Genomic DNA, 24,469 nt, shown 5'->3' with positions numbered 1-24,469 from the left:
TGTTGAAGCAAAAGACAAGACCGTTTCCTACAGTTCGTAATAAGTGTATCCATTCAATCCGGAACGGAACACTTCCAAGGCTCTCCGGCGTTCGGACGGAGATATTTTCCCCTCGGCTACGGCTTGCTCCGCAAACGTGCGGAACTTGTTGATCAACTCCTTGGGATCATACTCCACGTAGGAAAGGACATCGGACACCGTATCGCCCTCCACTTCATGGGTATAAACGGGGCGGCCGCCTTCCAGATGCACGCCAACCACATTCGTATCTCCCAGCAGGTTATGCAAATCCCCCAAGGTCTCCTGATAGGCTCCTACCAGGAATACGCCTATGTAATAATCGTCCTCGCCGGGTTTGATGGCATGCAGGGGGAGGGCGGTTGCCACGTCCTCACGGTCAATGAAATGGTCTATCTTTCCGTCGCAATCGCACGTGATGTCTGCCAGCACGGCCTTATTCGTGGGCCGTTCATTCAAACGGTGCAGAGGCATCACGGGGAAAAGCTGGCGGATGGCCCAGGAATCCGGAAGAGACTGGAACAGTGAAAAATTGCCGTAATAAAAGTCCACCATGGAGCAGGAAAGCTCCCTGAGATCCTCCGGAATGGTCTCCATCTCCGCCAGCATGCGGGAAATGCGGCTCAGGATATGCCAATAATAAGCCTCTCCCAGCCCGCGCTGCCGCAGGGTGGCGTTCCCGTAAAAAAACTGGGCTCTCAACTGATCCCGGTAATAACAGGCGTCATTATAGCACTCCTGCATATTCTTCCTGGCCAGCGTCCGGTCCGTGTCCGCAAAAGCCTTCAACAGCTCCGGAGCGTCATCCGGAAGCTCGGGCGGAGGTTCCTCGCCCGGAGCGCTCGTCACATCCAGCACGTTGAACACCAGCACGGAATAATAGGCCACTACGGCCCGTCCGGACTCCGTCACCAGCGTGGGATGGGGAACCCCGTACTTGGAACACATGTCTCCCACAACCTCCACCACGTCACGGGCAAACTCCGCAATGGAATAATTGCAGGAAGAATGGAAATTCGTCTTGGAACCGTCATAATCCACGGCCAGGCCGCCGCCCATGTCCAGCGTGCCCAGAGGGGCGCCCTCCTTCACCAGGTCCACGTAAATGCGGACCGCCTCCGTCAGCCCCTCGCGCACCACGGAAATATTTGGAATCTGGGACCCCTGATGATAATGGAGCAGCTTCAGGCAGTCCAGCGCATCCACCTGCTTCAGCTTATCCACCACATCCACCACCTGGGCTGCGTTCAGCCCGAAAACGGACTTATCCCCCGCGGATTCCTGCCATAATCCGGACCCCTTGGCCGCCAGCTTGACGCGCACGCCCAGATTAGGGCGGATATCCATCCTTCTGGCGCGCTCCAGAATAACGTCCAGCTCGGAAGGCATTTCCAGCACGATAAAAATATTCAGCCCCATCTTCTGGGCCGTCAACGCCAGGTCAATAAACTCGTCATCCTTGTACCCGTTGCAAATCAGATAGGCATTCGGATTGTGCATATGGGCCATGGCGGCTATCAGCTCCGGCTTGGAACCGGCCTCCAGACCATAATCATACTTGGTGCCGAACTCCGCAATCTCCTCCACCACCTGGCGCTGCTGGTTCACCTTGATTGGGTAAACGCCCTGGTACTTACCCTGGTACCCCGCCTCCTTGATTGCTTTCCGGAAACTGTCGTTCAGCTCCGCAATACGGCTGCGCAGCAAATCCCGGAACCGGAACAGAACGGGAACGGTAGTCCCACGCTCCTTCAGCCCCTCCAGCAAATCGCACAGGCTGACATCCTTCTTTCCTCCATCCTCGTCATTCAGGCGTACGGTAACCTCTCCCTTTTTGCTGATGCGAAAATAACCGTTCCCCCAATCGTCAATGCCGTACAAATCTGCGGAATCATGGTGACTCCACCCGCGGACTTTCTGCTTGATGCCTTCTTTAGCTGCTGCCATGTCAATCTGTCTGGTCAAATATTCTAGCCCAGGCGGGCCTCAAAATCTTCATAGGAAAAACGGCGCACCGTCTCCACGGAACCGTCTTTTCTCTGAACGGCGATGTCCGGATGGCGCACGCCATTGAAAAACGTAGTCTTCACCATCGTATAATGCGCCATATCGTCAAACACAAGTTCGTCACCTACCGCCAGGGGCTCCGCGAAGGAATAATCTCCAAGCCGGTCTCCCGCCAGGCACGTGGGGGCGCCCAGCCGGTACGTATAAGCTTTTTCCCCGGCCTTCCCCGCCAGCGCATAGCTCTCCCCTTCCAACCGTACGGCGGGCTGCTGCGCGGAACGGAGGGAAGCGTCTCCTGCAATCTGGAACACATCCGGCCGATAAGGCATTTCCAGCGTATCCGGCATGTGGGCGGATGCGGAAACATCCAGAATGGCATGATTCACCCCCTCCGCGGAAAAAAGGTCCAGCACCCGGCACCGCAGCACCCCGGTATGAATGGCAGCGGCCTCTCCCGGTTCCAGCCATACCTCCACACCGTAGCGTTCGCGGATGCGGCGGATAAGTGCCGCCAGCAGCTTCCGGTCATAGTCGGGTTTGGTAATCCAATGACCTCCTCCCATATTCAGCCAGGAAATCTCCGGGCGGCTCAGAAGATGGCCGAAGTGGCGTTCCACCGCCTCCATCGTTACCGCCAGGTCATCCGCTCCCTGTTCGCATAAAGTATGGAAATGAAGACCGGAAATGCCGGACAGGTCCGCCCCCTGCATCATGTCCGGCGTCACGCCCAGGCGGGAACCGGGGGCACAGGGGTCATATATGGGCGTATGCCCGGTGGAACATTGGGGATTGACGCGCAAGCCGCATTTCAATTCACCGGAAACAAAGCGGGGATGCCGCATCACTTCCTCCCGGAAACGGCTCCACTGCGTCAGGCTGTTAAAATCAAGATGGCTGGAAATCTCCGCCAGCTCCGCTATTTCCTCCGGGGCATGGCCGGGAGAATAAGTCAGCACATGCTTCCCGAACCTGCGCCGGGCCAGCCGCGCCTCCCACAGGCCGGAAGCGCAGCAGCCGTCCAGCCAGGGGGACAGGGCCTCAAAACAGGGCCAGCAGGAAAACCCCTTCAGCGCCAGAGCGATGCGGCACCCTGCGGCATCCGCCACATCCCTCAGGATAAGAGCGTTGCGTTCCAGGGCCGGCAGGCTGATGATAAAGGCGGACATAAAGCAACGACAACCTAAGCGATTCAGAACGATTTGCGAGAAAAATTTTAGTAATTTACCATCATACCTGCGAGACGGGCATGAGAACGCCTTCCCCACTCCCGCCAGCCCCCCGCATCAAACGGAAACGTCAAAAAACGGCACAAAACGGTACCTCCTGCATTCTTTTCCTTGAAATGGGATGTATTTTCCTCTTTTATAACGTAACCATTGCGATTGCCATGACTAACATTCATCCCTTCACTACTGCAGCAGCCTGCATCCTGACCGCCGGAGCAGCGCTCTTCACCAGCTCTTGCCAACCTGCCTCTCCCGAGAGCTATGCCCGTCAATTTGCTACTGCCCAGCACGTATCCGTGCACGGCTACAATGGCCGTGAAACGCTGACCTCCCGGGTTTACGCTGACTGGGGCAGCATGCCGGCCAATGCGCGCCGCGCCATGGAGGAATACATCAAGGGCGCTGAATGGAAAACGATGGACTACATCCGCCCGCAGTACTTCATCCAGGTAGACCGCTCTTTCTGGGCGATCTGCATTGACAATGACGGCAACATGACAGGCATCATTCCCTTCCGCAATGGCAAGGACGCCCGCAAGATGTCCGTCAACAACCACTTCAAGATGCTGGTCAACACGACGGACCGGGCTCCCGCCCTGGGCTATGCCATCCTGAAAAACCTGGCTTATGCTGACGGACTCCGCGTCAGCACCCGCAAGGCTGACGGTCTGGAAACTCCCGTTCCCGCCCCTCCGGCCATGAAAGTCGTTGTTCCGCCCAAGGGAGCTGCTCCGTCCGCAGTGCCCGCTGCCAAATCCGCAGCAACGTCCGTTTCTGAACCAGGCGCTACGGAAGAAACTCCTGCCGACGATACTGCCGGAACGGAAGAGGAGCCCTCTGCGGACAGCGCTGCTGAAAGCGAAGATACCACGACAACGGATGATGCCGCTGTCACCGACGATTTTTAAACCCTCCCTTTCAGGGAACTTCGTTATTTAACCTCTGTCACGCCCCGACGCCATATCCGTCGGGGCGTTTTTTATCCCTCCCGAACCAGTTCCCTTGCTCATTCCTCCCCTTGCTCCGAAAAAAGCTGAGGCCTTCATTCACGAAAAACGATGATCCTGCATCCGGAAAAGAAAACACACACCATTCCTATACCGGACAGAAAAAACTACTGGAAAAAGAAGTGAGGGCACCCCAGCCTCGACCCGGTCCGCCCGGCGGGATGTGAATCCTGCCGGGGGTTATGAAAAAACTTTGGAAAAACGTTATTGCGGATCATCAAAAACCATTCCCCTTCACCTGGTCGGGCCACGGAACGGAACTCCCGGCAGGAGCGCCCAGCTCATTGTCCTTCTTATAGGTTGGCATCTGCGCTTTCCTCTCCCGGAGCAACCTGCCCATGACAACAGCCATTTCCCTGGTTTTCCGCGGCTCCCTGGAAGCCAGGTTTTCCTTCTCGCCGATATCTTTCCTTAAATGGTACAGCTCAAAGCTCTGGGTCAGGTGGCGGTAAATCAATTTCCAATCCCCCTGGCGCAATGCGGTGGAAGAAGTATACTGAGGCGCCTGCCGGCTGCCTTCCCCCCAATTATTCGGCTGGTGGAACAAAAGGGGGCGGTCTTCAGGAAACCGGCCGCCTTTGAGCAAAGGAACCAGGCTTAAGCCGTCAAGCTTCTGCGGAACTTCTACGTTCCGGCATCCGGCGATATCCAGAAGAGTTGGGAAAAAATCGTCAATAACCACCGGAACGGCACACCTTGAACCGCCCTTCGTCACGCCCGGCCAGGAAACAATCATAGGCTCCCGGATACCGCCTTCCATGCATGACCCCTTGCCGAAGGAAAGAGGGTAATTGGCCTCTTCATTGCCCAGTCTGCCGGAGATGGCCAGGCCTCCGTTATCCGACATAAACACCAGTACGGTATTTTTTTCCAGATGATGTTCCCTGAGATACTTCATGATATCCCCCAGGCTTTTGTCCATCCCCTCGATCAGCCCGGAATAATGTTTCTCCGTCCGGGACCACTTGTGGCCGTCCTCCGGGTTTTTGTAGGCATCCGCAAACCTCTTGTCGTAAGCGCGCTCATCCAGCGGAGAATGCAAAGCGTAATGGGCCATGTACAGATAAAAGGGCTTGCCAGCCTCCCTGGGATTGGTCCTGATGGCTTCCAGGCGTTTAATGGCCTCCCGCGTCAGGGCCTCCGTCAAAAATACATCGTCCTGGTAATAATTATTCTCATCCAGTCCGCGCACATGGTTAAACCCCTTTCCGTAATGCCTGGAACCGCGGTAATCCGCCGGATGGCCGATCTCCGTACCTGCGATATTATAATCAAATCCCATATTCAACGGATTGGAACCCGGAGTTCCCTGCGTGCCGAAATGGGCCTTCCCGCAATGGACGGTAACATAACCGCACTTCTTCAGCATCTCCGGCAGTGTAGCCGCCGTGGCAAAAGGACGCGTCATGTGATAGCGCATATCCTCCCCGGAAATGGGGCGTTTTGTCGTTCCCCTGGCGGGAGTGCCTATAGGCTGAAGGCCGTTCAACGCCCAGTCCGGAGGCAGGAGGCTCCTGCTGTTGGCGTCCGTCGTTCCGTTCTGTTCCCGTACCCAGCAGGTCACGCGGTGCCGCGCCGGATTCATGCCGGACATCAGGCTCACCCGGGAAGGAGTGCAAAGGGGATGGGCATATGCATCCGTAAACGTCATGCCCTGGGAAGCCAGCTTCTCCATATTCGGCGTCCGGTAGCGCCTGTTCAAAAAGGTTTTCTTCGGGTTGCCCTGGCTGTCGGACCAGAACGGGTGGGAAGTATCCTGCCATCCCATGTCATCTACCAGGAAAACGATGATATTGGGCTTCTTTCCGGAAACAGTGTTGGAACCATTGCCCAGAGCGGATGCCCCGGCAAACAGGAACAATACTCCGCAAACGGCGGACATAATACAGGAAGTAAACTTCATGGTTGCAATCAACAAAAACCTTTCAGTTAAAAAATACGCGCAAACGTCTTCTTACCTTTCCCCTTTTTTCCGAAAAACGGCATCATGCCCCAGGAGCATTGGAAGCGCCTGCACTCCGCCGGGTTTAGGCTTGATTGACCCGCGGGCGGAGTATACATTCCCTCCCGTCATGTCCGAGCGCAAGAAACCATATCCCTTTGACGTTTTTGAACCTAAATGGCAACAGATCTGGGACGAGAGGAAAACCTTTAAAGTAAATAACCCCGGAGAAGAGGGCTTTGATGCGTCCAAACCCAAATACTACGTGCTGGACATGTTCCCCTACCCCAGCGGGGCGGGCCTGCATGTGGGCCATCCGGAAGGGTACACCGCCACGGACATTGTAGCGCGTTTCAAACGCATGAACGGCTTCAACGTGCTCCATCCCATGGGGTGGGACTCCTTCGGCCTTCCGGCGGAACAATACGCCATTAAAACCGGACAGCACCCCTCCGTCACTACCTTCCGGAATATAGACAACTTCCGCCGCCAGCTCAAAATGCTGGGGTTCTCTTACGACTGGGACCGGGAAATAGCAACAACGGACCATGAATACGTCCGTTGGACCCAGTGGATATTCCTCCAGCTTTACAACTCCTACTACAACAAGGAACTGAAAAAGGCGCGCCCCGTTTCCGAACTGGAGGAACAGGGATTGAGCCGGGAAGAAATCGACCAGCGCCGGCTGGCCTACGTAGCGGAAGCTGCCGTCAACTGGTCCCCGGACCTGGGGACCGTCCTTGCCAATGAGGAAGTGGAGGAATGGAAATCCAAGGGACACCGCGTGGAACGCCGCCCCCTGCGCCAGTGGATGCTGCGCATCACGGACTACGCGGAACGCCTCATTGACGAGCTGGAGCCCCTGGACTGGCCGGAATCCATTAAACTGCTTCAGCGCAACTGGATAGGCAAATCGGAAGGTGCGGAAGTGGACTTCACCTTGGACGGAGAAACGATCACTGTTTACACCACCAGGCCGGACACCCTCTTTGGAGCCACCTACATGGTTCTTTCCCCGGAGCACCCTCTGGTAGATACCGTCACCACGCCGGAACAGAAACATGCTGTGGAACAATACCGCGCCCAGTGCGCCTCCAAAAGCGACCTGGAACGCACGGACCTCTCCAAGGAAAAAACAGGGGTCTTCACCGGAGCCTATGCCGTCAATCCGGTCAATGGAAAACAAATTCCCGTCTGGATCGCGGACTATGTGCTGATGGGTTACGGAACCGGAGCCATCATGGCCGTCCCCGCCCATGACGAACGCGACTTCGCCTTTGCCCAGGTCTTCGGCCTGCCCATACTCCAGGTAGTTCAGCCGCCCAGTGAAGACACGGACTGGCGCGGCTTCTGCGGTTATGAAGGTTCCAGCGTGAACTCCGGCTTCCTGACCGGGCTGCCTACTCCGGAAGCCAAGGAAAAAATGATCCTCTGGCTGGAAGAAAACGGCAAGGGACGCCGCAAAGTAAACTACAAGCTGCGCGACTGGCTCTTCTCCCGCCAGCGTTACTGGGGGGAACCATTCCCCATCGTATGGGAAGACGGTCGCCACCGCGCCCTGCCGGAAAGCGAACTCCCCGTACTCCAGCCGGATCTGGACGACTTCGCCCCCACGGGAGACCCCCGCGGCCCGCTGGTCAAGGCTGCGGAATGGATAGCCTACACGCCCACAGCCCACCGGGAAACAAACACCATGCCCCAATGGGCCGGCTCCTGCTGGTACTACCTGCGTTACCTGGATCCGGCCAACACGGAACGCTTCGTCAGCCGGGAAGCGGAACAATACTGGATGGGCTCCGCCGGCTCCCCCGGAGGCGTGGACCTGTACGTGGGCGGCACGGAACACGCCGTGCTCCACCTTCTCTATGCCCGCTTCTGGCACAAGGTGCTCTTTGACCTGGGCTACCTCAGCACCAATGAACCCTTCCAAAAACTCGTCAACCAGGGGCTCATCCTAGGGGAAGACGGCCAGAAAATGTCCAAATCCCGCGGCAACGTCGTCAATCCGGACGACATCGTCCGCGAATATGGCGCGGACTCCCTGCGGTTATATGAAATGTTCATGGGCCCTCTCAAGGACGTGAAACCTTGGGCAACCAAAGGTGTGGAAGGCATTTCCCGCTTCCTGGCCCGCGTCTGGCGCGTGGCCTTCCGGGAAAATCAGGAAGGAGAATGGGAAATCAACTCCAAACTGGTGGAGAACGCTCCGGAAGCCGGGGTGCTTGCCGTACGCAAGGAATTGCACAAAACCATTAAAAAAGTGACGGAGGACATCAATGGCATGTCCTTCAACACCGCCATCGCGAAAATGATGGAATGCACCAATGCCATGACCTCCGCGGATGTGGTGGACGTTCAGGACTATGATGCTTTCCTGACTCTGCTGAATCCCTTTGCCCCCCACCTTACGGAAGAAATACACAGCCGCCTGCAAACAGCCTTCCCGGCTCTGGCCCAGACGCAGCTTTGCCAGAAAAGCTGGCCTGAATGGGAGGAAGCCCTGCTGGAGGAAAATACCGTTCCCATGGTCATCCAGGTGAACGGCAAGCTGAGGGACAAACTGGAAGTGCCCAAGGACATCTCCCGGGAAGAACTGGAAAAACAGGCCCTGGCTTCCGCCAAGGTGAAAACCTTCCTGGACGGCGTCACTGTGCGCAAGGTAATTGTCGTACCCGGCCGCCTCGTCAACATTGTAGCCAACTGACATCCCGAAAAGCCTCCCTCAGCCATGACCATAATCTCCCCGTCCCTGCTGGCCGCTGATTTCTCCCGCATTGGGGAGGAAGCGCGGCGGGCCTTTGACGCCGGTGCCGACTGGCTGCATCTGGACATCATGGACGGCCACTTTGTGGACAACATCTCCTTTGGCCCGGAAATCTGCGCCGCCGTCAGAAAAGCGGTGGGGCCGGACCGCTTTCTGGATGCCCACCTGATGATAGAACGGCCGGACCACTACTTTGACCGCTTCGTCAGGGCAGGTGTGAACCTCATCTGCTTTCACGTGGAACTGGGAGACTCCTACTACATTCGCAACACACTCGGGCGAATCCGGGAAGCCGGAGTAAAAAACGGCCTGGCTCTCAACCCGGCCACACCCTTTGAAGCCGTAGAACCTTACCTGGCGGAAATAGACCTGCTGCTGGTCATGTCCGTAGTGCCTGGCTTCGGCGGCCAGTCCTTCATGCCTTCCGTATTGGACAAGGTGGAAAAAGCCGCCGAATGGCGCACGGAAAACCGCGCCTCCTTCCTCATTCAAATGGACGGAGGAATTGGCCAAAACAATGCCGCTCAGTGCGCTCTGGCCGGAGCGGATGTGCTGGTGGCAGGCTCCTCTACCTTCAAGGCTCCGGATATGGCCCACGCCATTGCGGAAATGAAATGAACCACTTGGCACTTCGGAAAATCAAAAAATCCGAAAATCCGCCCTGAAACGCCGGAGTCCATCCCCGGTATTCCGTCATCAGGCTCTAGGGAAGAGCCCTATTCACAACATTGCGGGACAGGCACGCCTGCCCAAAAACTATGTCGCTGCCGTGCCCATCATATCACCCTGCCGGGCAAACAGCTCCAGGCCTTCTTCCGTCTTTTCCAACAAATCGGAAGCCAAACTGACTTTTCCCGGTTCAAAAAAGCACATTACCGTGGAGCCACCAAAGGCAAAATACCCCTTCTCCGCCCCTCTTGCGGAGAAAACACCCGGAACATACGTCTCTTCAATCAACCCAACTCCGGTAGCCCCCACCTCCAGCATGGCGACCTCTCCCCACAACTCTGACCGGATCAGGGTCAAATTCCTTTTATTAGTCCATAGCCACGCCAGACGGCCGCGCAGGCAATACGGAGACACGCTTGCCAGCGGGCCTCCCAGCTTCGTCCAGGGGCCGGGCACCCCGGACACTGGAAAATGAAACCGGTGGTAATCCGTAGGGCACAGGCGCGACAAGACGACGGCGCCAGCCGCATACCGCTCAGCCAAGGTGTCGCTCCCCAGAAGGGAAGGCAGGTCAAAACGCTGCCCTTTCACGAAAACATTCTTAATTCGGTCGGCGCGTTCCCAGCCCATGTGCCGGGCATCCGCGGGAAAAACGGCCGTATCCTCCCCGCCGGCCAGAGGGCGAGCTCCCGGTTTCAGGCGGCGGTAGAAAAAATCGTTGAAATGCCTGAACTCCCCCATTCCCTTGAGAGAATCTTCCATATTAATGCCGTACTCCTCCACAAAGGAGGGAATGGAGCGGGCGCTGGAAGGGCGATTCTTCAACCAACCCAGCAGACGGGAAAAAACGCCGCGTTTAATCAGGACATGCAGTGCCGCCTTCCCCGAAGCAGTGCCGTAAATCCATTGCATATACTTCTCCCCCGGTACCTGTTCCCGTTCCTCCCTGCCCGTATAGCGGTTGTAATAGCGTATGCCCTCCATGGAACGCCTAGAATGTCTTCCGTCCCTCCGTTTGTCCAGCCGAAAGAATATCCCTGCCTCCCGTTTCCAGCATGGGTGCTTCTCGCTCCTCCTCACCGTTTCCCATCCCTCTGTCCAAGGCATCCTGTCTTTCTGCCGGGCCACTCAGACCTTGCTTTTCAAAAATGGTAAACGAGAAATACCCACGCCTTAAGAACGCTCTCCACGGCCATTCCTTCTATTCCAGCCTCCTGTCTAGATATCCCATCAAAACTCCTGAACTATGAAGCGCCTCTATTTTTCCTCTTCCATCACCCTTTGATACTCCCGCCACAACTCATCAATATGATACTCGCTGCCCAAGGCATATTTAACGGCGCCATCAAACGACCATGGAACGACCTCAAGAGCACTACGGTTAAATTTGCGTAGAAATTCAGGGTCTTTATAATCCCGCAGCCACACAAAAAAATAACCTGCATGGAGGTAGCCATCCATATAACTGCCGCCCGTAGGACGGTAGGCTCCTCTATGGAATCCCCCGTTAGCTATACGAACGGCATCAGCCATCCCCTCGATAAATGCTCTAAATTCCCTGTTCGTTCCATAGGAACCTATCCCCTGGGGTTCCTGTTGGTAAACATGGGTTAGCTCATGCAACAAGACTCCTCGAATTTCAAAATAAACCTTCGCCGCATCATCATCATCTTTAAACAAACTCTCAATATGGCGCGTGCTGCAGGAAATGGCAACCTCTCCATTTCCTCCCCATTTGCAGGCAACTCCATCGGTATCCTCCAGCATGAAACGCAAATGGTGGACAGGAATAATATATTCTTCAGGACTCTCATACAACGTATGGAGAACAATACGGGACAACTGACGGATATAAACCTCCGTATCTGGAATCAATCGGCGAAAAATGCGGGAACCTTTACTATGCGGAGCCTTATCATCGAATGAAATGCGGCCCAAAGAAAAATTCCTCCAGATTATATCCGAATCCTCATCCAGAACAATGGCTGAGGCATCTTTTTCCGTCTTATGCTCCGGAGCTTCCGGAATACATGAAAATATCCCCATGAACAGGCACAAACATAACCCGTAAACCAGACAATATCTTTTCATATTCGTCCAATAATACTTCCCGTCATTTCTCCTCTATCAGCCGAAAAACCAACTTCCTCCGTCAAAATATTGCATTCAACAAAAAACACAAAAATCCATCTTTCATTCTTCAGCAACAAATACCCTTATTTCAATATATCTCCCTCCCTTAATAAAACAACGATTCGTATTTAAATATGTCAAACATACATAAAAACTTCAATTCACGCACCCGTGTGGGTGCGACGGCCTGACGAATACGGTTTGAGTATCAAACATGCAACAAAGGTCTTGCGCCAACCTGATGCAAGAACCGGATGCGGCCAGGCCTGATCAAAGGGAATTTTTCTGTTAAGCTACATTTCTCAATCGCTTACAGCATGCGCTGGATTCCCGGCAATTTTCTGTGAGCTTGAGGTTGGCGCAAGCGCAGCATCCGATGTGGCATCATCTTAGAAAACCTCAGTTACTTCACGTCCGAGCCAGCTTGCACTCAATTTGGCTCATTGATGCTAACCGTTCTTTTCTACTGCGTCCAGAAACATCTTCCTCATTCCTTCACAAAACCAGGAATTCACCTACCGGAAAACAGGAATATCCGGATCTATATACATGCCTTGCTGCCACCCTAACGGCAGTCAACTGACCTGCATTCCACTTGCGCCGCCATGCAACAGGAGCCGCCCTTACGGACGGCTCCTGTTTAAGGCTCAATAGAAGAAGCTTGCCTCGCTCTTACAGGGCAGTCGGGATTTCCTTGCCCAGTTCAGACGCCTTTTTGGCGGAACCATCCCCGGCAATACGTTCCAGAATCACATCCTTGTAGCTCATGCCCCCCAGAATCATCGGCAGCACATGCACATCATGGGGAACCATGACGTCCAGGACATAGGCCTCAGGGGATTCAATCATCCGGGTGATAGCCGCCGGAAGCTCCTCTATGCGAAGCACACGCTCGCACTTGACGCCGAATCCGGCACAAATAAGCGGATAGTTCGGGTAGATGACATCTTCCGTTTTATGGGTAGGATCATAATTGTCGTGCGGGTCCGCCAGGAAGGTTTGGGCCCGGTTGGAATCATACTTCAAATCTTCCCATTGGACCACCATGCCCAGGTGCTGGTTGTTCAGAATAATGCATTTGACGGGCAGACGCTCCACATGAATGGTTGCCAGCTCCTGAATATTCATGAGCATGGAACCGTCCCCGTCAATATTCACGACCAGTCTGTCCGGATAAGCCAGGCACGCTCCCATGGAGGCGGGAAGTCCATAGCCCATGGTTCCCAAACCGCCGGAAGTGGCCAGACGGCGGGGCTTGTCAAATTTGAAGAATTGAGCGGCAAACATCTGATGCTGGCCCACCCCCGTGCAGATGATGGGGTCCTTGTCCGCCGTCTGGCGGTAGAGCTCCTCAATGACAGCCTGCGGGGCGATATACCCCTTGCGGTCCTCATAGGAGAAGGGGTACTGTTTTTTCCAACTGTCAATCACGCCGAACCATTCAGGAGTGCGGGTGTAGCCGGAGGATTTGCGCTCCCAGCCTTTTGCGGCCAGAGCGGAGTTGAGCACCTGGAGGGCGTCCTTCACGTTTGCGCGGATGGGATACGCCACCTTCTTGTTTTTATTGATCTCGCTGGCGTCGATATCAATGTGAACGATCGTGGATTCCGGACAGAACATATTGACGGCGCCTGTTACGCGGTCGTCAAACCGGGCGCCCAGGGCAATAACCAGATCCGCTTCATTCACGGCGTTATTCGCAAACACGGCTCCGTGCATGCCCAGCCAACGCAGGGAAAGAGGGTGGGTTTCCGGCATGGCGCCAATGCCCATCAGGGTGGTCGCCACAGGAATCTGGGAACGTTCCGCAAATTCCAGAAGATCCCCGGAAGCTTCCGCAGAAATGATGCCGCCGCCGGCGTAAATGACAGGCCGCCTGGCGTTTTCAATCAACGGGATGAGTTCTTCCAGCTTGTCCGCAGGGACGGGCAGCACGGGGTTGTAGCCGGGAATATCCATCTCCATGTCAAAGTCCGGTGTGAACACGGCCTCCTGCACGTCCTTGGGCATGTCAATCAGCACAGGGCCCGGACGGCCCGTGGAAGCGATGTAGAAGGCTTCCTTGATGATACGGGGCAGTTCTTCCGGTTCCGTCACCAGATAGCTGTGCTTCACGATAGGGGCGGTCATGCCGAATACGTCTGTTTCCTGGAAGGCGCCGCGTCCAATCAAGGAGCGCATGACCTGAGCCGTAATCGCCACCAGAGGCGTGGAGTCCAGATAAGCATCCGCAATGGAGGTAATCATGTTGGTGGCGCCGGGGCCGGAAGTGGAAATGCAAACGCCCACCTTGCCCGTAACGCGGCCATAGCCTTCCGCGCCGAATGCCCCGCCCTGTTCATGGCGGGGCAGGATGGTCCGTATCTTGGGCTGATGGCTCAGGGCCTGATGAATCGGCATGCTGGCGCCGCCAGGATAGGCAAAGACGACGTCTACACCTTCACGCACGAGGCATTCCACGAGCACTTCAGCTCCTGTCATGCGGGTTTTCGTCGGGGCGGATGATGTTTTGTCGTTTGTGCTCATGTGCAAATAATATTTTATTTGTTCAATAGGAAAAAAGGTTCTAACGCATTCCGGGCGCAATGTGAAGCCTTTTCCTTAAAAGGAAGAAGGGCATGGAGAAAGGAGGAAAATCCCGGAATCCCCTTCCGTACCAAATCCGGAAAGAGGAATCAGGACAGGGATGGCCGCCGGACCTGTACGCAGTCCATTCCTGCGGCCGCGGCAGCTTTCATGCCGGGTTCGGCATCCTCAAAAACCACGCAACGGTCCGGGGATGCCCCCAGGAGTTCCGCCGCCTTCAAAAACATGTCCGGAGCAGGTTTGCCATGCTCCACCTCATCCGGCGTCAAAATCACATCAAAAAGGCCTGAAAGTCCGGCAGCAGCCAGAGTCCGGGACGCTCCCGGCATGGCGCTCCCGGTAGCTATCGCCTTGGGGGCGTCTCCCAGGGAATGCACGAATTCCACCACTTCCCGGATAGGCTGCATGCCTTCCTTTTCCAGCATTTCCAAATAAATGCGGCGCTTGTCCGCAGCTGTGGACGCCGCATCCATGTGCATGCCGTACCGTTCATTTAAAAAACGCACCACATCATTGGCGGATTTTCCGCCGCAGGAATAAAATTCATCCGCCCGGAACACATGGTCCGGAGCCCCCGCTCGAGCCAGGGCTTCACGCCATGCCCTGTAATGGAGCGGCATACTGTCCACCAGGGTGCCGTCCAAATCAAAAATATATCCTTCATATTTTTTTTCAGGCAAATCCACGCGTTTCTTCATAACGGGAGAATATAGTGCCACAAACTCCTTTTCCGGTAAAGCCCACAGTCAGTCCGTGCAGGAAAGGAATGCCTTAAAAAATACATCAAGAGCTTGACATTTTGTCCTGTTATTCTAATGTTTTTGCCACCTCGAAACGGAAACCGAACCTTTTTTAAACATGGCCAATACCAAATCCGCACTCAAGCGCATCCGCCAGACAGCAACCCGCACCGCCCGCAACCGCGCCGTGACCTCCAAGTTGAAGACCCTCCGCAAGAAAGTTGCCGCTGCGGTGGAAACGTCCGACAAGGAAGCCGCTGCTGCTGCCTACAACACTTTCTCCTCAGCCGTTGACAAAGCCGCCAAGGTTGGCACCATTCCCGCCAATCGTGCAGCCAACTACAAGAGCAAGGCCGCCAAGGCCATCGCAAAAATCGCCTGAGTTTTCACTTCGGTTTTCTGACGATTCTTTATGGCAAGCCGCTCTGTTCTGCTGAGCGGCTTGTTTTATTTTCTACTCCCATGCAGCAATCCCGCCTGGATAAAGCCAAACTGATTATTGACCGTCCCGGGGACTTCAAGGTTTGCGAAGCCTGCGGTTCCATCGTATCCCTGACTACGGCAGTGTGTCCCAACTGCAACGCCTACCGTTTTGACTCCAATACGGAATATGTCGTGGAACAAGCCGTACTGCTTGCATCCCGGGAACAACGTTCCGTTACACCGGAAGATTTGGAAATTTAGGAAACGCTCCCGCGCAGTTTTCCCTATGCTTTCTTCCGCAGCCCAGGCTACTGCGCCGTGTTACGGAAAAAACGGTCGTGCCGCCGTTGAAAGAGAACTCTTCTTTTTTCTCATTCGCCAAACCGGAGGCGTTTTGCTACTTGCGCAGATCCGCAATGCGGAGGATGGTGGCCTCAATCAGGTTGGCCGGACATGAGGCGCCCGCCGTAATTCCCACCTTCAGGGATTTGCCCAGATTCTGCACTACCGGTTCCGTAGTCATGCGGCGCACTTCCCGCGTCTTCGTATCAAAAGCATCCACATACTGGATGGACTTGATGCATTCTGCGGACTCAATGAAGTACGTGGGCACATGCTCCCTGGCAATATCCACCAGATGCGTTGTGTTGGAACTGTTGTAGCCACCCACCACAAACATGACGTCCAGAGGATTTTTAAGCAGTTCATACAGGGCATCCTGGCGATCCTGGGTAGCACCGCAAATGGTGTCAAACACATAAAAATTATCATCGTCCCCATCCCTCTGAACAATGGCATCCTTCACCATCTTCTGGAGCGTCTGCGTCTCCGTTTTCAACATGGTGGTCTGGTTGGCGATGCCAACCTCCTCCAGATCCCGGTCGGGATCGAATCCCGGGGAACAGCATCCTTCAAACCGTTTCAGGAATGCCTCGCGGTCTCCGCGGCCCATGATGTAGTCGCACAGGATACGGGCATCCTCCAAATCGTAAACCACCAGGTATTTCCCCCTTCCCCGTTCCCCAAGAGCCCGGGAAGCCGTAGCGCTGGTTTCCTCATGGGTAGCCTTACCGTGGATAATGGAGGTAATCCCCATGGCGGCGTAATTCTTCACTCTTTTCCAGACCTTCATCACGTCCCCGCATGTCGTATCCACAATCTGCACGCCCTTCTCCTCCAGCGCATCCATGAAAGGAGTGGGAACACCGAACGCGGGAATAATCACCACATCGTCCGGAGCAACCCGGTCATAGGAGGAATCCAACTGCTTCCAGGGAAGTTTTCGAATGCCCATTTCCTCCAGCTGCCGGTTCACTTCCGGATTGTGAATAATGTCCCCAATCAGAAAAATCCGCCGGTCAGGAAACACTCTGCGTGCCGCATATGCTATATCAATAGCACGGCGCACGCCGTTGCAGAACCCGAACTCCCGGGCGAGAAAAAATTCCGTATGGCCCAGATTGTACACATTGCCCGCAGAACGGATGTGGGAAATCAATTCACTCTGGTAATGCTGCTGGATTTCCTTTTCCACCTGCTCCATTACTTCGGCCCGTCTCACATTCACTCTGGCTTTGCGGGTTGAGTCCTGATTCATGCTCCCAGCTTCCACACTTTCCTTCTTTCGTCAAGACAATCACAGCTTGCCAACCGGAGCTTTTCACGGTATGCACAGACCCATGCTCCTGGCCCTGGCCCCCATGAAAGATGTGACGGATCTGGCTTTCCTCAACACATTGAAGGACTTGAATTCCCTGCCGGATTATTTCATCACGGAGTATTTCCGGACGGTGGCCCATCATAAAAAGATGTCGCCATACATTCTGCGCTCCATTGATGAAAATCCTACAGGCCGCCCCATTTACGGACAGCTCGTGGGCCATGAACCGGAATACCTGGCAAGGGATGCGCAGGTCCTGATGGAACACGCCTGTGCAGGCGTGGATCTGAACATGGGCTGCCCCGCTCCCATCGTATGCCGGAGAAATGCGGGCGGAGGCATGCTGCGGTCCCTGAAGGCCATGGACGCGGCCCTGGGAGCGCTTCGGGACGTATTGCCCCCCGGAGCCTTCACCGTCAAATGCCGCCTGGGATACGAAACGCCGGACGAGTTTGAACGGATTCTTCCGGTAATTGCCTCCCATTCCCCGGACAGGGTGTGCATCCACGCCCGCACCGTCCGTGAGGGCTACCGCTCCCCAGTACACCCGGAATGGGTGAAATGGGCCGCAGGAATGCTGAAATGCCCAGTAGTCGCCAACGGAAATATTGTGGATGCAGCCACAGCGGAGGCATGGGTGCGGCTGGCCCGGCCAGCTGGGCTGATGATTGGGCGGGCAGCCCTGCGCAATCCCTGGATATTTTCACAGCTTCATTCCCGCTTTCAGGGCCATCCTGCAGCAGACCTTACCTTCCGGAACGTGCTGCACTACATTCGCCGCCTTTATGAACGCACGCGGGAAATGCAGGAACATTATGTGGAGGAAAAACACATCCACCGCATGAAAAAATATCTGGTTTATACCGCGCGGGGACTTCCCGACACTTTTGACCATTACATGAAAAGGGCGAAAACCGCCCGCGATTTCATGCGCATTTGCGAGGATATTCTGGATAACGACGCACCCTTTGCCCCCACTCCGCCGGAAGACACGCATCTCTTTGCCCATTTCCATACCCTTCTTGCGCAAGAGGAAGCTTGTCTCCCTCCCGGAATTCAGGTATGAATTTCAACGTTCATGAATCTGCTGCCTTTCGCCCTTCTCCCGGGCCTGACCGCCGCTATTTGCGCCGCCCATGACGCCATTCAGGACGGGGTGGAGTTTCTGCGTGCCTACATGCCCGCGCAGGACAGGGGAACGGTTACGCAAGAAAGGCTGGTCCGGGAAGTCCGCCTCGCCCTGGCTGCACGGAGCCAATTCCCCTGGGCTGCCCAGGTTCCGTGGGAACTTTATGAAAATAACGTTCTCCCTTATGCCGTGGTCAACGAACCGCGCGACGAATGGAGGGAGCAGTTCCATCACCTCTTCGCACCGCTTGTTTCCCCATGCAAGACGGGGCGGGAAGCCGCCCTCGCCATCGCCTCCCGCATCCAGAAAACCCTGAATGTACGCTATTCCACGGAGAGAAGAGTTCCCCACCAGGGAGTCAAGGAATCCCTGCAATCCGGCAAGGTCTCCTGTACGGGCCAAAGCATCCTGCTAATCTGCGCTCTTCGCTCCGTGGGCATTCCGGCCCGCATGGCGGGCGTTCTTACCTGGAACCACGTGCGCGGCAACCACAACTGGGTGGAAGCCTGGTGTGACGGAGAATGGAAAATGCTGGAATACAATGAAAAGGACTTCAACACCCCGTGGGTGATGTCCGCCATCAGCATGCTGGATCCCCGCAAACCGGAGAACGCCATTTATGCCACCTCCTGGAAAAAAGAACCTTCAGGAGCCTTTTTCCCTATGATATGGGAAGCCCGCTACGACGACAAACGGCACGCGCTGGCTTTCCCTCCGGAAAGCCGTACCGTCCCCGCCGTCAATATCACGGACCGCTACATGAAACTGGCGAATGAATGGGTGGCGGCCCAACCGGAATATGTGCCCGGCAGCCGGCTGATGCTGGACATCAGGGAAGAGAGAAAAAACGGTGCCAGAAGGCTTCCCTTGCACGTCGTCCTCAAATCGGAAGAAGGGAAAGTTCTGGCGGAAGGCATTACACCCGGACCGTCCGACGACATGAGGAAGTTTCTTGAGGTACTCCTGCCGGACAATATTTCCCGCGGCATGCTGGAGTTCAAGCTGCCTGACGGAACCGTGCGCCATGAACCTGTGGCACACACGGAGGCCCCGGTTCAGATTTTGAACTTCTTCGTGTCCGCTCCATGAAAATTCCCCTGTTTTTCAATAACACGGCGCGCAGCGCCAGATCCGGACGATTCCGCCGCTGGCTGGATCGGCACCGGGATTTTTTTGACGTCATTGAACCGGAAAGCAGGGAAGACATGTTGAACCATTTGGTTTCTCAGGCTAATTCCGGAGCGCCTGCCGTGGCTGTGGCTGGGGGAGACGGCACGCTGGGAATCGCGGCAAGGGCCCTCTGCAATACGGAAACGGTGCTGGCCCCCTTCCCTGCGGGTACCATGAATGTTTTTTCACGGGAAATAGGAATCCGCCCGGATTTCGACCACGCCCTGCACATTCTGAACACGGGGCGTTCCAAAAATGTGGACCTGTTCGCATTCAACGGGCAAGTTTTTCTCCAAATGGCGGGCATTGGCGCGGATGCCCGAGCCGTAGAACTGACCACATGGGAAATGAAAAAAAAATGGAAAGCCCTTGCCTACGTAATTGCCGGCGCCCGCGTCTGTACGGAAAAACAGCCGCACCTCACCCTGACCACAGATGAAGGCCGGGTATTGGAAGGCCGCTTCATCATCTTCGGCAATGGACGCAAGTATGGCGGGCCGCTTAACTTCTTTGCTGAAGCGGACAACAGTGACGGCCTTCTGGACGCAGTAGTATTCAGGCATTCCATTACTTCCATCATCGGGGAATTCCTGATGGCCGCAGTCCATGGGGGCTTTCATTCCCGGAGGAGCGGCAGTTTTGAATACATCCGGATGACGGGGGGATCCGTCACCTCCGCCGGACAGGCCTCCTGCGAACTGGACGGCGATTATGCAGGAAACGCTCCGGTCCGCATTACCCGCCCCGGCTCGCTGAAAGTGTTCGTCCCCTGAAACGCAGCGGGGAAACAGGCCTTTCCGACAGAAGCCAGGAAGCCCCCAGCCCCCCTTACCTTCTCCATGAAACCGTAAACAAGCCGTACCGGAAAAACCGGTACGGCTTGTGAACAGGAAGAAAGCTTCCGCAAGGAACGCGTTACATTCCCATGATCTGATAACCGCCGTCCACGTAAATCACCTGCCCGGTGATTGCGGCTGCGCCGTCACTGGCCAGGAAAACGCCGGTGGCTCCCAATTCCTCACCCGTGCAGGAACGGCCCAGAGGGGCATGCTCCTCATACACCTTGAACATGGTGTTAAAACCGGAAACGCCGCGAGCAGCCAGCGTCTGCATGGGGCCTGCACTGATGCAATTGACACGGATACCGCGGGAACGGCCCAAATCATAAGCCAGATAACGGGTGCAGGCTTCCAGGGCAGCTTTGGAAACTCCCATCAGATTGTAGTTAGGAACCACTTTTTCGGATCCCAGATAGGACATCGCCAAAATGCTGCCGTTGTCGGACATCATGGGTTCCACGGCGCGGGAAAGAGCTACCAGGGAATAAGCGGAGATATCCAGGGAAATCTTGAACGCCTCGCGGCCCGTTTCCAGGAAACTGCCGCCAAGAGCCTCCTTCGGGGCAAAAGCCACGGAATGCAGCAGACAATCTACTTTATCCGTATGCTGGCGGACCCTTTCAAAGAAAGCGTTAACAGATTCATCACTGCTGACATCCAGATCATAAACGGGAACATCCTCTCCGAAGTTCTCATGGATCAGCTTGAGAACTCCGTCCTTGAGACGTTCTCCCTGATAATTGAAGATGAGCTTTGCGCCCGCTTCATGCCACGCCTTGGCAATTGCGAACGCGATGCTGCGCTTGTTCGCTACGCCGACTACGACACCAACTTTGCCTTCGAGTAATTTACTTGACATAATGGTAACTGAATACTGCCCTACTTTCCTTCATTTGACAAGAAAAACGGACGTCACGGCATTTTCGTCAGGCTCCCGTCTGCTGGCGGCACGCTTTGACCGTATTAGCCATCAACATGGCGATAGTCATCGGCCCCACGCCGCCGGGCACGGGAGTAATGGCCCGGCACTTGGGAGCCACCTCGTCATAGGCTACGTCTCCCACAATCCGGTAGCCGCGCTTGGCGGAGGCATCTTCCACGCGGTTGATGCCCACATCCACCACTACGGCGCCGTCTTTCACAAAATCAGCCGTCACAAAAGCGGGCCGGCCTATGGCTGCCACGATGATATCAGCGGAACGGCAAAGTTCCGGCAGGTTTTTCGTACGGGAATGAGCCACGGTTACGGTAGCGTTTGCCTGTTTGGACATCAAAAGATGCGCCATCGGTTTGCCCACAATCATGCTGCGGCCAATGACCACGGCATTCGCTCCCGCCGTTTCAATGCCGGCGGCCTTTAACAGCCTCATACAGCCCAGAGGGGTACAGGGTACAAAACCGGTCTCATCTTCCAGCACCAGCTTGGCGACATTCTCCGGATGGAAGCCGTCCACATCCTTGGCAGGGTCTATTTCCAGGACCACGGCCGCCTCGTCGATATGGGGGGGAGGCGGGCTTTGCACCAGTATGCCGTGGACGGAAGGATCCACGTTCAATTCACGGACAATCCGGAGCAGTTCTTCCTGGGAGGCGTCGGAAGGGAGAACTATTTTACGGGAATTCATCCCCAGCTCCGCACACTTTTTCACCTTGGAATTTACATATACCTGGGAAGCGGGATCTTCCCCTACCAGAACCACGGCCAAGCCGGGCGTTATTCCCTGTTCCCTGAGCCGGGCAATATCCCTTTCAACCTCTTCCAGCACCTGGGAAGCTACTTGTTTTCCATCGATGATTTGCATAATAATGATTGGTTAAGAGGCGGGAAGTCCGGAAGCCCCTCGCCAAGCAGCCCGGCCAGAAGACGGGCATAATCCGCCACCTGTTCATCCGTCGCGTCCGGAGGAATGAACAGGCGCTTTTTCCATAGAATATTTACGTTGGAACACGGTTTGGGAATGGCATAGCGGTCCCAGGTCTTGTTCAAACGCCAGCAGCTTTCATATTCGATGCATACGGGAACGATGGGCAGCCCTGACTGGGAGGCCAGTTTGACAATACCGTGGTGCACTTCGTAAATAGGGCCTCGCGGACCATCCGGAGTAAAACAGAAGCAGACGTCCCCCTCCTGGACCTTTCGCATCATTTCCATGTAGGCCAGAGCCCCCCGCCGTCCGGAAGATCCCCGGACGGCACCCAGGCCAAAATGCCTGCATACGGCCTCCACCAGGGCGCCGTCCTTGCTGGCGCTGGTAAGCACACTCATCTTGAGCGGCTTCTGGGCCAGGGACCACGCATAACCCGGCACCATCGTGCGGTTGTGCCAAAGGGCTACCAGAAAAGGCGCCGTATAAACATCATCATGCTCCTCCTTGATGGAACGGATATTCAGGCTCATGCAAATGGGCTGGAGTACGGACCACAGGCCAAATCCGGCCAGCCTGGTCCACCAGCGGGAACGCTTTTCAGATGTTTTCCGAACAATAGGATTGAGCAGCAGCATGGAGTCCTGGCAATATCACATGAATCCGTCTACCGTAATACGGGAAGGAGAGGAATTTGACGGAGCTGGAAGAGCTATTCCACGGGAAGGAGCGGTATGCATTTCCGGGCGGCCCGTGCGCGGCGCCTCTTCCTGGAACATTCCGGCAGAGTTGTCCTGTGGAGACTCCGGAGTACCGGAAATTTTCACAGGAAGAATAATTTCATGCCCTTCCTGCGTCACGCCGGAAGGCAGTTTCCGACTGTCCACCATGTAGGAAGGAATTTTAAAAACCAGCTTCCCCGTCAAGGAAGTACCGTTGCTGTACACCCCCCCGGTCACTCCCAGAAAGCCCTGCTCAAACAGGGAAATTTCCTTCAGGGAGGCGGAACGGCCCGTTCCATCGCTTTCCAGCAGGAAAGAACCGGACGTAAAGACGGGAGAAGAGTACGGCAGCCTTATTTCCGTATTCCGGGCAGTCATGGCCGCCAGCAGGCGCAAAACAGGCAGCCTGATCATGGTCGCCTTGATAACGGAACCGCTGTATCCTTTTAGGGAGGGCCTCTTCTGTTCAGTTGTTACAGGCAAAGCAAAATCCAGCTTCAATTCATGCTTTTCATCCCCTTCCTGTTCTCCCGTCTGCACCTTGAGAAGGGAAGAGAAATCATCTCCCAGCAGGGAAGCGAGATCGAAATTTTTTCCTGTCAAAGTCCACGCCTGGTGACGGAAATCCGTACCCAGAAGGAAATTCCCCGTAATCATGAAGGGGCTGAGATCCGTAGGCTTATTGAGCAGGCGCCCTTTGTCCAGAAAACCGGAAAAAGTGAGCTGCTTGACGCCGCTCCCGTTTAGAATGACGGAACCGGAATCAACCCCCATCAGTGGCCAGCCCTTGATTTTCAATTTTTGCTGTGACAGATCCAGCACGTATTCCGGTTCAGGTCCGTTCCCGGACGTGCGGATGTAGGCTTCCGCCGTCATATAAAAGGGAGCGCCATTCCTCTCCAGAGTAAATTCTTCCGTCCCATGGGCATACCCCACTTCCAGACGCGGCGCTGTGTATCGCCGGAAAACGAACGGCAATTCCCGTTTCGTCTGCGGTACGGCAAATTTAACGAATCCGGGCCGCAAACCGACTACCGCCCTGGACACATTAAGGCTTTCCCCCTTGATTTTCCCCATGAACAAGGGCACGGCGGAAATTTCCCCGGAGATGCCTTCCATCGCCACAAAGGACAGGCAGGAATCTTCCGGAAAGGATATCCTGATGCGTGAAGCCTTCATGGTAAGGCCATCCACCGCCATTCCGGAAATTTTCACTTCTCCGCCCCAGGCGGCGGAAAGATCAGCTTGCAGACGGCCAGCAAATTCCTCCGTATTGAAAGAAGTAAGGCGGTACATATACGTCCCCGCCAGCGCACCGGCAGCCAGCAGAACCAGAATGCAAAGGCCTATTAAAAAACGCTTGTTTTTCAACATGGCCTGTTTGGCGTCCCGCTGGTCGTCACTGTAAGTCCGCCGACGCTTTTCCACCCGGATCACCTTGCTGCCGTCCGGGCGCACTACTACTTCCCTTCTCCGTTCTACTCCGTGGGAATCCGACGCATGCAGCTGACGCATGATATTATCAGCCCCCTGGGGCGGAGAAGACTCAAAATCGGAACCGCTGTTTTT

The 24,469-nt window shown here is 55.4% G+C and carries 20 protein-coding genes; 8 read left to right on the top strand and 12 right to left on the bottom strand.

Going from position 1 to position 24,469, the window contains the following annotated elements; translation table 11 throughout:
* Positions 1-27: 27 nt before the first annotated feature.
* Both speA and nspC read right to left on the bottom strand, forming a co-directional pair.
* Positions 28-1,965 (bottom strand): biosynthetic arginine decarboxylase, encoded by a 1,938-nt coding sequence (gene speA / locus AMUC_RS08850; RefSeq protein ID WP_012420692.1) that lies wholly within the window; start codon positions 1,963-1,965, stop codon positions 28-30.
* A gap of 23 nt (positions 1,966-1,988) precedes the next feature.
* Positions 1,989-3,191: a carboxynorspermidine decarboxylase gene (nspC, locus tag AMUC_RS08845; protein ID WP_012420691.1), complete on the bottom strand. Its 1,203-nt coding sequence runs from the start codon at positions 3,189-3,191 to the stop codon at positions 1,989-1,991.
* 221 nt (positions 3,192-3,412) lie between these two features.
* Between nspC and AMUC_RS08840 the strand changes: the two genes are divergently transcribed.
* Complete coding sequence (locus tag AMUC_RS08840; RefSeq protein WP_143245853.1) at positions 3,413-4,159, top strand: hypothetical protein; 747 nt, start codon at positions 3,413-3,415, stop codon at positions 4,157-4,159.
* A gap of 316 nt (positions 4,160-4,475) precedes the next feature.
* On the opposite strand, the gene AMUC_RS08835 is transcribed toward AMUC_RS08840, so the two are convergent.
* Positions 4,476-6,161, bottom strand: a complete 1,686-nt coding sequence (locus tag AMUC_RS08835; RefSeq protein ID WP_052294477.1) for a sulfatase — start codon at positions 6,159-6,161, stop codon at positions 4,476-4,478.
* A gap of 169 nt (positions 6,162-6,330) precedes the next feature.
* Here AMUC_RS08835 and leuS point away from each other — a divergent pair, with 169 nt between their 5' ends.
* Both leuS and rpe read left to right on the top strand, forming a co-directional pair.
* A complete protein-coding gene (gene leuS, locus AMUC_RS08830) occupies positions 6,331-8,904 on the top strand; it encodes a leucine--tRNA ligase (RefSeq protein WP_012420688.1) in 2,574 nt (857 codons plus the stop codon).
* A 24-nt stretch (positions 8,905-8,928) separates the two neighbouring features.
* Positions 8,929-9,582 carry a ribulose-phosphate 3-epimerase gene (rpe, locus tag AMUC_RS08825; protein WP_012420687.1) on the top strand — a complete coding sequence of 218 codons (654 nt, stop codon included), beginning with the start codon at positions 8,929-8,931 and terminating at the stop codon, positions 9,580-9,582.
* A 138-nt stretch (positions 9,583-9,720) separates the two neighbouring features.
* On the opposite strand, the gene AMUC_RS08820 is transcribed toward rpe, so the two are convergent.
* From AMUC_RS08820 to AMUC_RS08805, 4 genes are all read right to left on the bottom strand, one after another.
* Positions 9,721-10,617 (bottom strand): phosphatidylserine decarboxylase, encoded by an 897-nt coding sequence (locus AMUC_RS08820; RefSeq protein ID WP_012420686.1) that lies wholly within the window; start codon positions 10,615-10,617, stop codon positions 9,721-9,723.
* A 273-nt stretch (positions 10,618-10,890) separates the two neighbouring features.
* Positions 10,891-11,724, bottom strand: a complete 834-nt coding sequence (locus AMUC_RS08815) for a basic secretory protein-like protein (RefSeq protein WP_012420685.1) — start codon at positions 11,722-11,724, stop codon at positions 10,891-10,893.
* Positions 11,725-12,438: 714 nt separating this feature from the next.
* Positions 12,439-14,292, bottom strand: coding sequence for a biosynthetic-type acetolactate synthase large subunit (gene ilvB, locus AMUC_RS08810; RefSeq protein ID WP_012420684.1), 1,854 nt, complete (start codon positions 14,290-14,292; stop codon positions 12,439-12,441).
* A gap of 149 nt (positions 14,293-14,441) precedes the next feature.
* Positions 14,442-15,050 carry an HAD family hydrolase gene (locus tag AMUC_RS08805; protein WP_012420683.1) on the bottom strand — a complete coding sequence of 203 codons (609 nt, stop codon included), beginning with the start codon at positions 15,048-15,050 and terminating at the stop codon, positions 14,442-14,444.
* Positions 15,051-15,210: 160 nt separating this feature from the next.
* On the opposite strand from AMUC_RS08805, the gene rpsT reads away from it, so the two are divergent.
* The gene (rpsT, locus tag AMUC_RS08800) at positions 15,211-15,474 is read left to right on the top strand and encodes a 30S ribosomal protein S20 (protein WP_012420682.1); all 264 of its coding nucleotides are present in this window, start codon (positions 15,211-15,213) and stop codon (positions 15,472-15,474) included.
* 80 nt (positions 15,475-15,554) lie between these two features.
* The gene (locus AMUC_RS08795) at positions 15,555-15,776 is read left to right on the top strand and encodes a hypothetical protein (RefSeq protein ID WP_022198802.1); all 222 of its coding nucleotides are present in this window, start codon (positions 15,555-15,557) and stop codon (positions 15,774-15,776) included.
* A gap of 136 nt (positions 15,777-15,912) precedes the next feature.
* On the opposite strand, the gene AMUC_RS08790 is transcribed toward AMUC_RS08795, so the two are convergent.
* Positions 15,913-17,112 carry a 4-hydroxy-3-methylbut-2-enyl diphosphate reductase gene (locus AMUC_RS08790; RefSeq protein WP_012420681.1) on the bottom strand — a complete coding sequence of 400 codons (1,200 nt, stop codon included), beginning with the start codon at positions 17,110-17,112 and terminating at the stop codon, positions 15,913-15,915.
* A gap of 70 nt (positions 17,113-17,182) precedes the next feature.
* On the opposite strand from AMUC_RS08790, the gene AMUC_RS08785 reads away from it, so the two are divergent.
* The 3 genes from AMUC_RS08785 to AMUC_RS08775 are packed head-to-tail and all read left to right on the top strand — an operon-like array spanning position 17,183 to position 20,247.
* Entirely contained in the window at positions 17,183-18,241 is a 1,059-nt protein-coding gene (locus tag AMUC_RS08785; RefSeq protein WP_012420680.1) for a tRNA dihydrouridine synthase, read from the top strand.
* Between the two features lie 12 nt (positions 18,242-18,253).
* A complete protein-coding gene (locus tag AMUC_RS12105; RefSeq protein WP_012420679.1) occupies positions 18,254-19,393 on the top strand; it encodes a transglutaminase-like domain-containing protein in 1,140 nt (379 codons plus the stop codon).
* Complete coding sequence (locus AMUC_RS08775; RefSeq protein ID WP_012420678.1) at positions 19,390-20,247, top strand: diacylglycerol/lipid kinase family protein; 858 nt, start codon at positions 19,390-19,392, stop codon at positions 20,245-20,247. The genes AMUC_RS12105 and AMUC_RS08775 overlap by 4 nt, the downstream gene beginning before the upstream one ends.
* Before the next feature lie 142 nt (positions 20,248-20,389).
* Here the strand turns inward: AMUC_RS08775 and AMUC_RS08770 are convergent, their stop codons facing one another.
* The 4 genes from AMUC_RS08770 to AMUC_RS08755 form a co-directional block, all read right to left on the bottom strand.
* Positions 20,390-21,172: an enoyl-ACP reductase FabI gene (locus tag AMUC_RS08770; RefSeq protein WP_012420677.1), complete on the bottom strand. Its 783-nt coding sequence runs from the start codon at positions 21,170-21,172 to the stop codon at positions 20,390-20,392.
* Positions 21,173-21,239: 67 nt separating this feature from the next.
* Positions 21,240-22,115, bottom strand: coding sequence for a bifunctional methylenetetrahydrofolate dehydrogenase/methenyltetrahydrofolate cyclohydrolase FolD (folD, locus tag AMUC_RS08765; RefSeq protein WP_012420676.1), 876 nt, complete (start codon positions 22,113-22,115; stop codon positions 21,240-21,242).
* Positions 22,088-22,816 (bottom strand): lysophospholipid acyltransferase family protein, encoded by a 729-nt coding sequence (locus AMUC_RS08760; RefSeq protein ID WP_012420675.1) that lies wholly within the window; start codon positions 22,814-22,816, stop codon positions 22,088-22,090. The genes folD and AMUC_RS08760 overlap by 28 nt, the downstream gene beginning before the upstream one ends.
* Positions 22,817-22,831: 15 nt before the next feature.
* Positions 22,832-24,415, bottom strand: coding sequence for a hypothetical protein (locus AMUC_RS08755; RefSeq protein WP_012420674.1), 1,584 nt, complete (start codon positions 24,413-24,415; stop codon positions 22,832-22,834).
* Positions 24,416-24,469 lie beyond the last annotated feature (54 nt).

The sequence above is a fragment of the Akkermansia muciniphila ATCC BAA-835 genome, assembly GCF_000020225.1.
GTDB classification, from domain to species: domain Bacteria; phylum Verrucomicrobiota; class Verrucomicrobiia; order Verrucomicrobiales; family Akkermansiaceae; genus Akkermansia; species Akkermansia muciniphila.
This window is presented reverse-complemented; position numbering and strand designations above follow the sequence as displayed.

What these genes read in the sequence shown, in the direction of transcription:
- speA (WP_012420692.1), bottom strand. Translation starts at nt 1,965, where the DNA reads ATGGCAGCAGCTAAAGAAGGCATCAAGCAGAAAGTCCGCGGGTGGAGT.
- nspC (WP_012420691.1), bottom strand. Translation starts at nt 3,191, where the DNA reads ATGTCCGCCTTTATCATCAGCCTGCCGGCCCTGGAACGCAACGCTCTT.
- AMUC_RS08840 (WP_143245853.1), top strand. Translation starts at nt 3,413, where the DNA reads ATGACTAACATTCATCCCTTCACTACTGCAGCAGCCTGCATCCTGACC.
- AMUC_RS08835 (WP_052294477.1), bottom strand. Translation starts at nt 6,161, where the DNA reads ATGAAGTTTACTTCCTGTATTATGTCCGCCGTTTGCGGAGTATTGTTC.
- leuS (WP_012420688.1), top strand. Translation starts at nt 6,331, where the DNA reads ATGTCCGAGCGCAAGAAACCATATCCCTTTGACGTTTTTGAACCTAAA.
- rpe (WP_012420687.1), top strand. Translation starts at nt 8,929, where the DNA reads ATGACCATAATCTCCCCGTCCCTGCTGGCCGCTGATTTCTCCCGCATT.
- AMUC_RS08820 (WP_012420686.1), bottom strand. Translation starts at nt 10,617, where the DNA reads ATGGAGGGCATACGCTATTACAACCGCTATACGGGCAGGGAGGAACGG.
- AMUC_RS08815 (WP_012420685.1), bottom strand. Translation starts at nt 11,724, where the DNA reads ATGAAAAGATATTGTCTGGTTTACGGGTTATGTTTGTGCCTGTTCATG.
- ilvB (WP_012420684.1), bottom strand. Translation starts at nt 14,292, where the DNA reads ATGAGCACAAACGACAAAACATCATCCGCCCCGACGAAAACCCGCATG.
- AMUC_RS08805 (WP_012420683.1), bottom strand. Translation starts at nt 15,050, where the DNA reads ATGAAGAAACGCGTGGATTTGCCTGAAAAAAAATATGAAGGATATATT.
- rpsT (WP_012420682.1), top strand. Translation starts at nt 15,211, where the DNA reads ATGGCCAATACCAAATCCGCACTCAAGCGCATCCGCCAGACAGCAACC.
- AMUC_RS08795 (WP_022198802.1), top strand. Translation starts at nt 15,555, where the DNA reads ATGCAGCAATCCCGCCTGGATAAAGCCAAACTGATTATTGACCGTCCC.
- AMUC_RS08790 (WP_012420681.1), bottom strand. Translation starts at nt 17,112, where the DNA reads ATGAATCAGGACTCAACCCGCAAAGCCAGAGTGAATGTGAGACGGGCC.
- AMUC_RS08785 (WP_012420680.1), top strand. Translation starts at nt 17,183, where the DNA reads ATGCACAGACCCATGCTCCTGGCCCTGGCCCCCATGAAAGATGTGACG.
- AMUC_RS12105 (WP_012420679.1), top strand. Translation starts at nt 18,254, where the DNA reads ATGAATCTGCTGCCTTTCGCCCTTCTCCCGGGCCTGACCGCCGCTATT.
- AMUC_RS08775 (WP_012420678.1), top strand. Translation starts at nt 19,390, where the DNA reads ATGAAAATTCCCCTGTTTTTCAATAACACGGCGCGCAGCGCCAGATCC.
- AMUC_RS08770 (WP_012420677.1), bottom strand. Translation starts at nt 21,172, where the DNA reads ATGTCAAGTAAATTACTCGAAGGCAAAGTTGGTGTCGTAGTCGGCGTA.
- folD (WP_012420676.1), bottom strand. Translation starts at nt 22,115, where the DNA reads ATGCAAATCATCGATGGAAAACAAGTAGCTTCCCAGGTGCTGGAAGAG.
- AMUC_RS08760 (WP_012420675.1), bottom strand. Translation starts at nt 22,816, where the DNA reads ATGCTGCTGCTCAATCCTATTGTTCGGAAAACATCTGAAAAGCGTTCC.
- AMUC_RS08755 (WP_012420674.1), bottom strand. Translation starts at nt 24,415, where the DNA reads ATGCGTCAGCTGCATGCGTCGGATTCCCACGGAGTAGAACGGAGAAGG.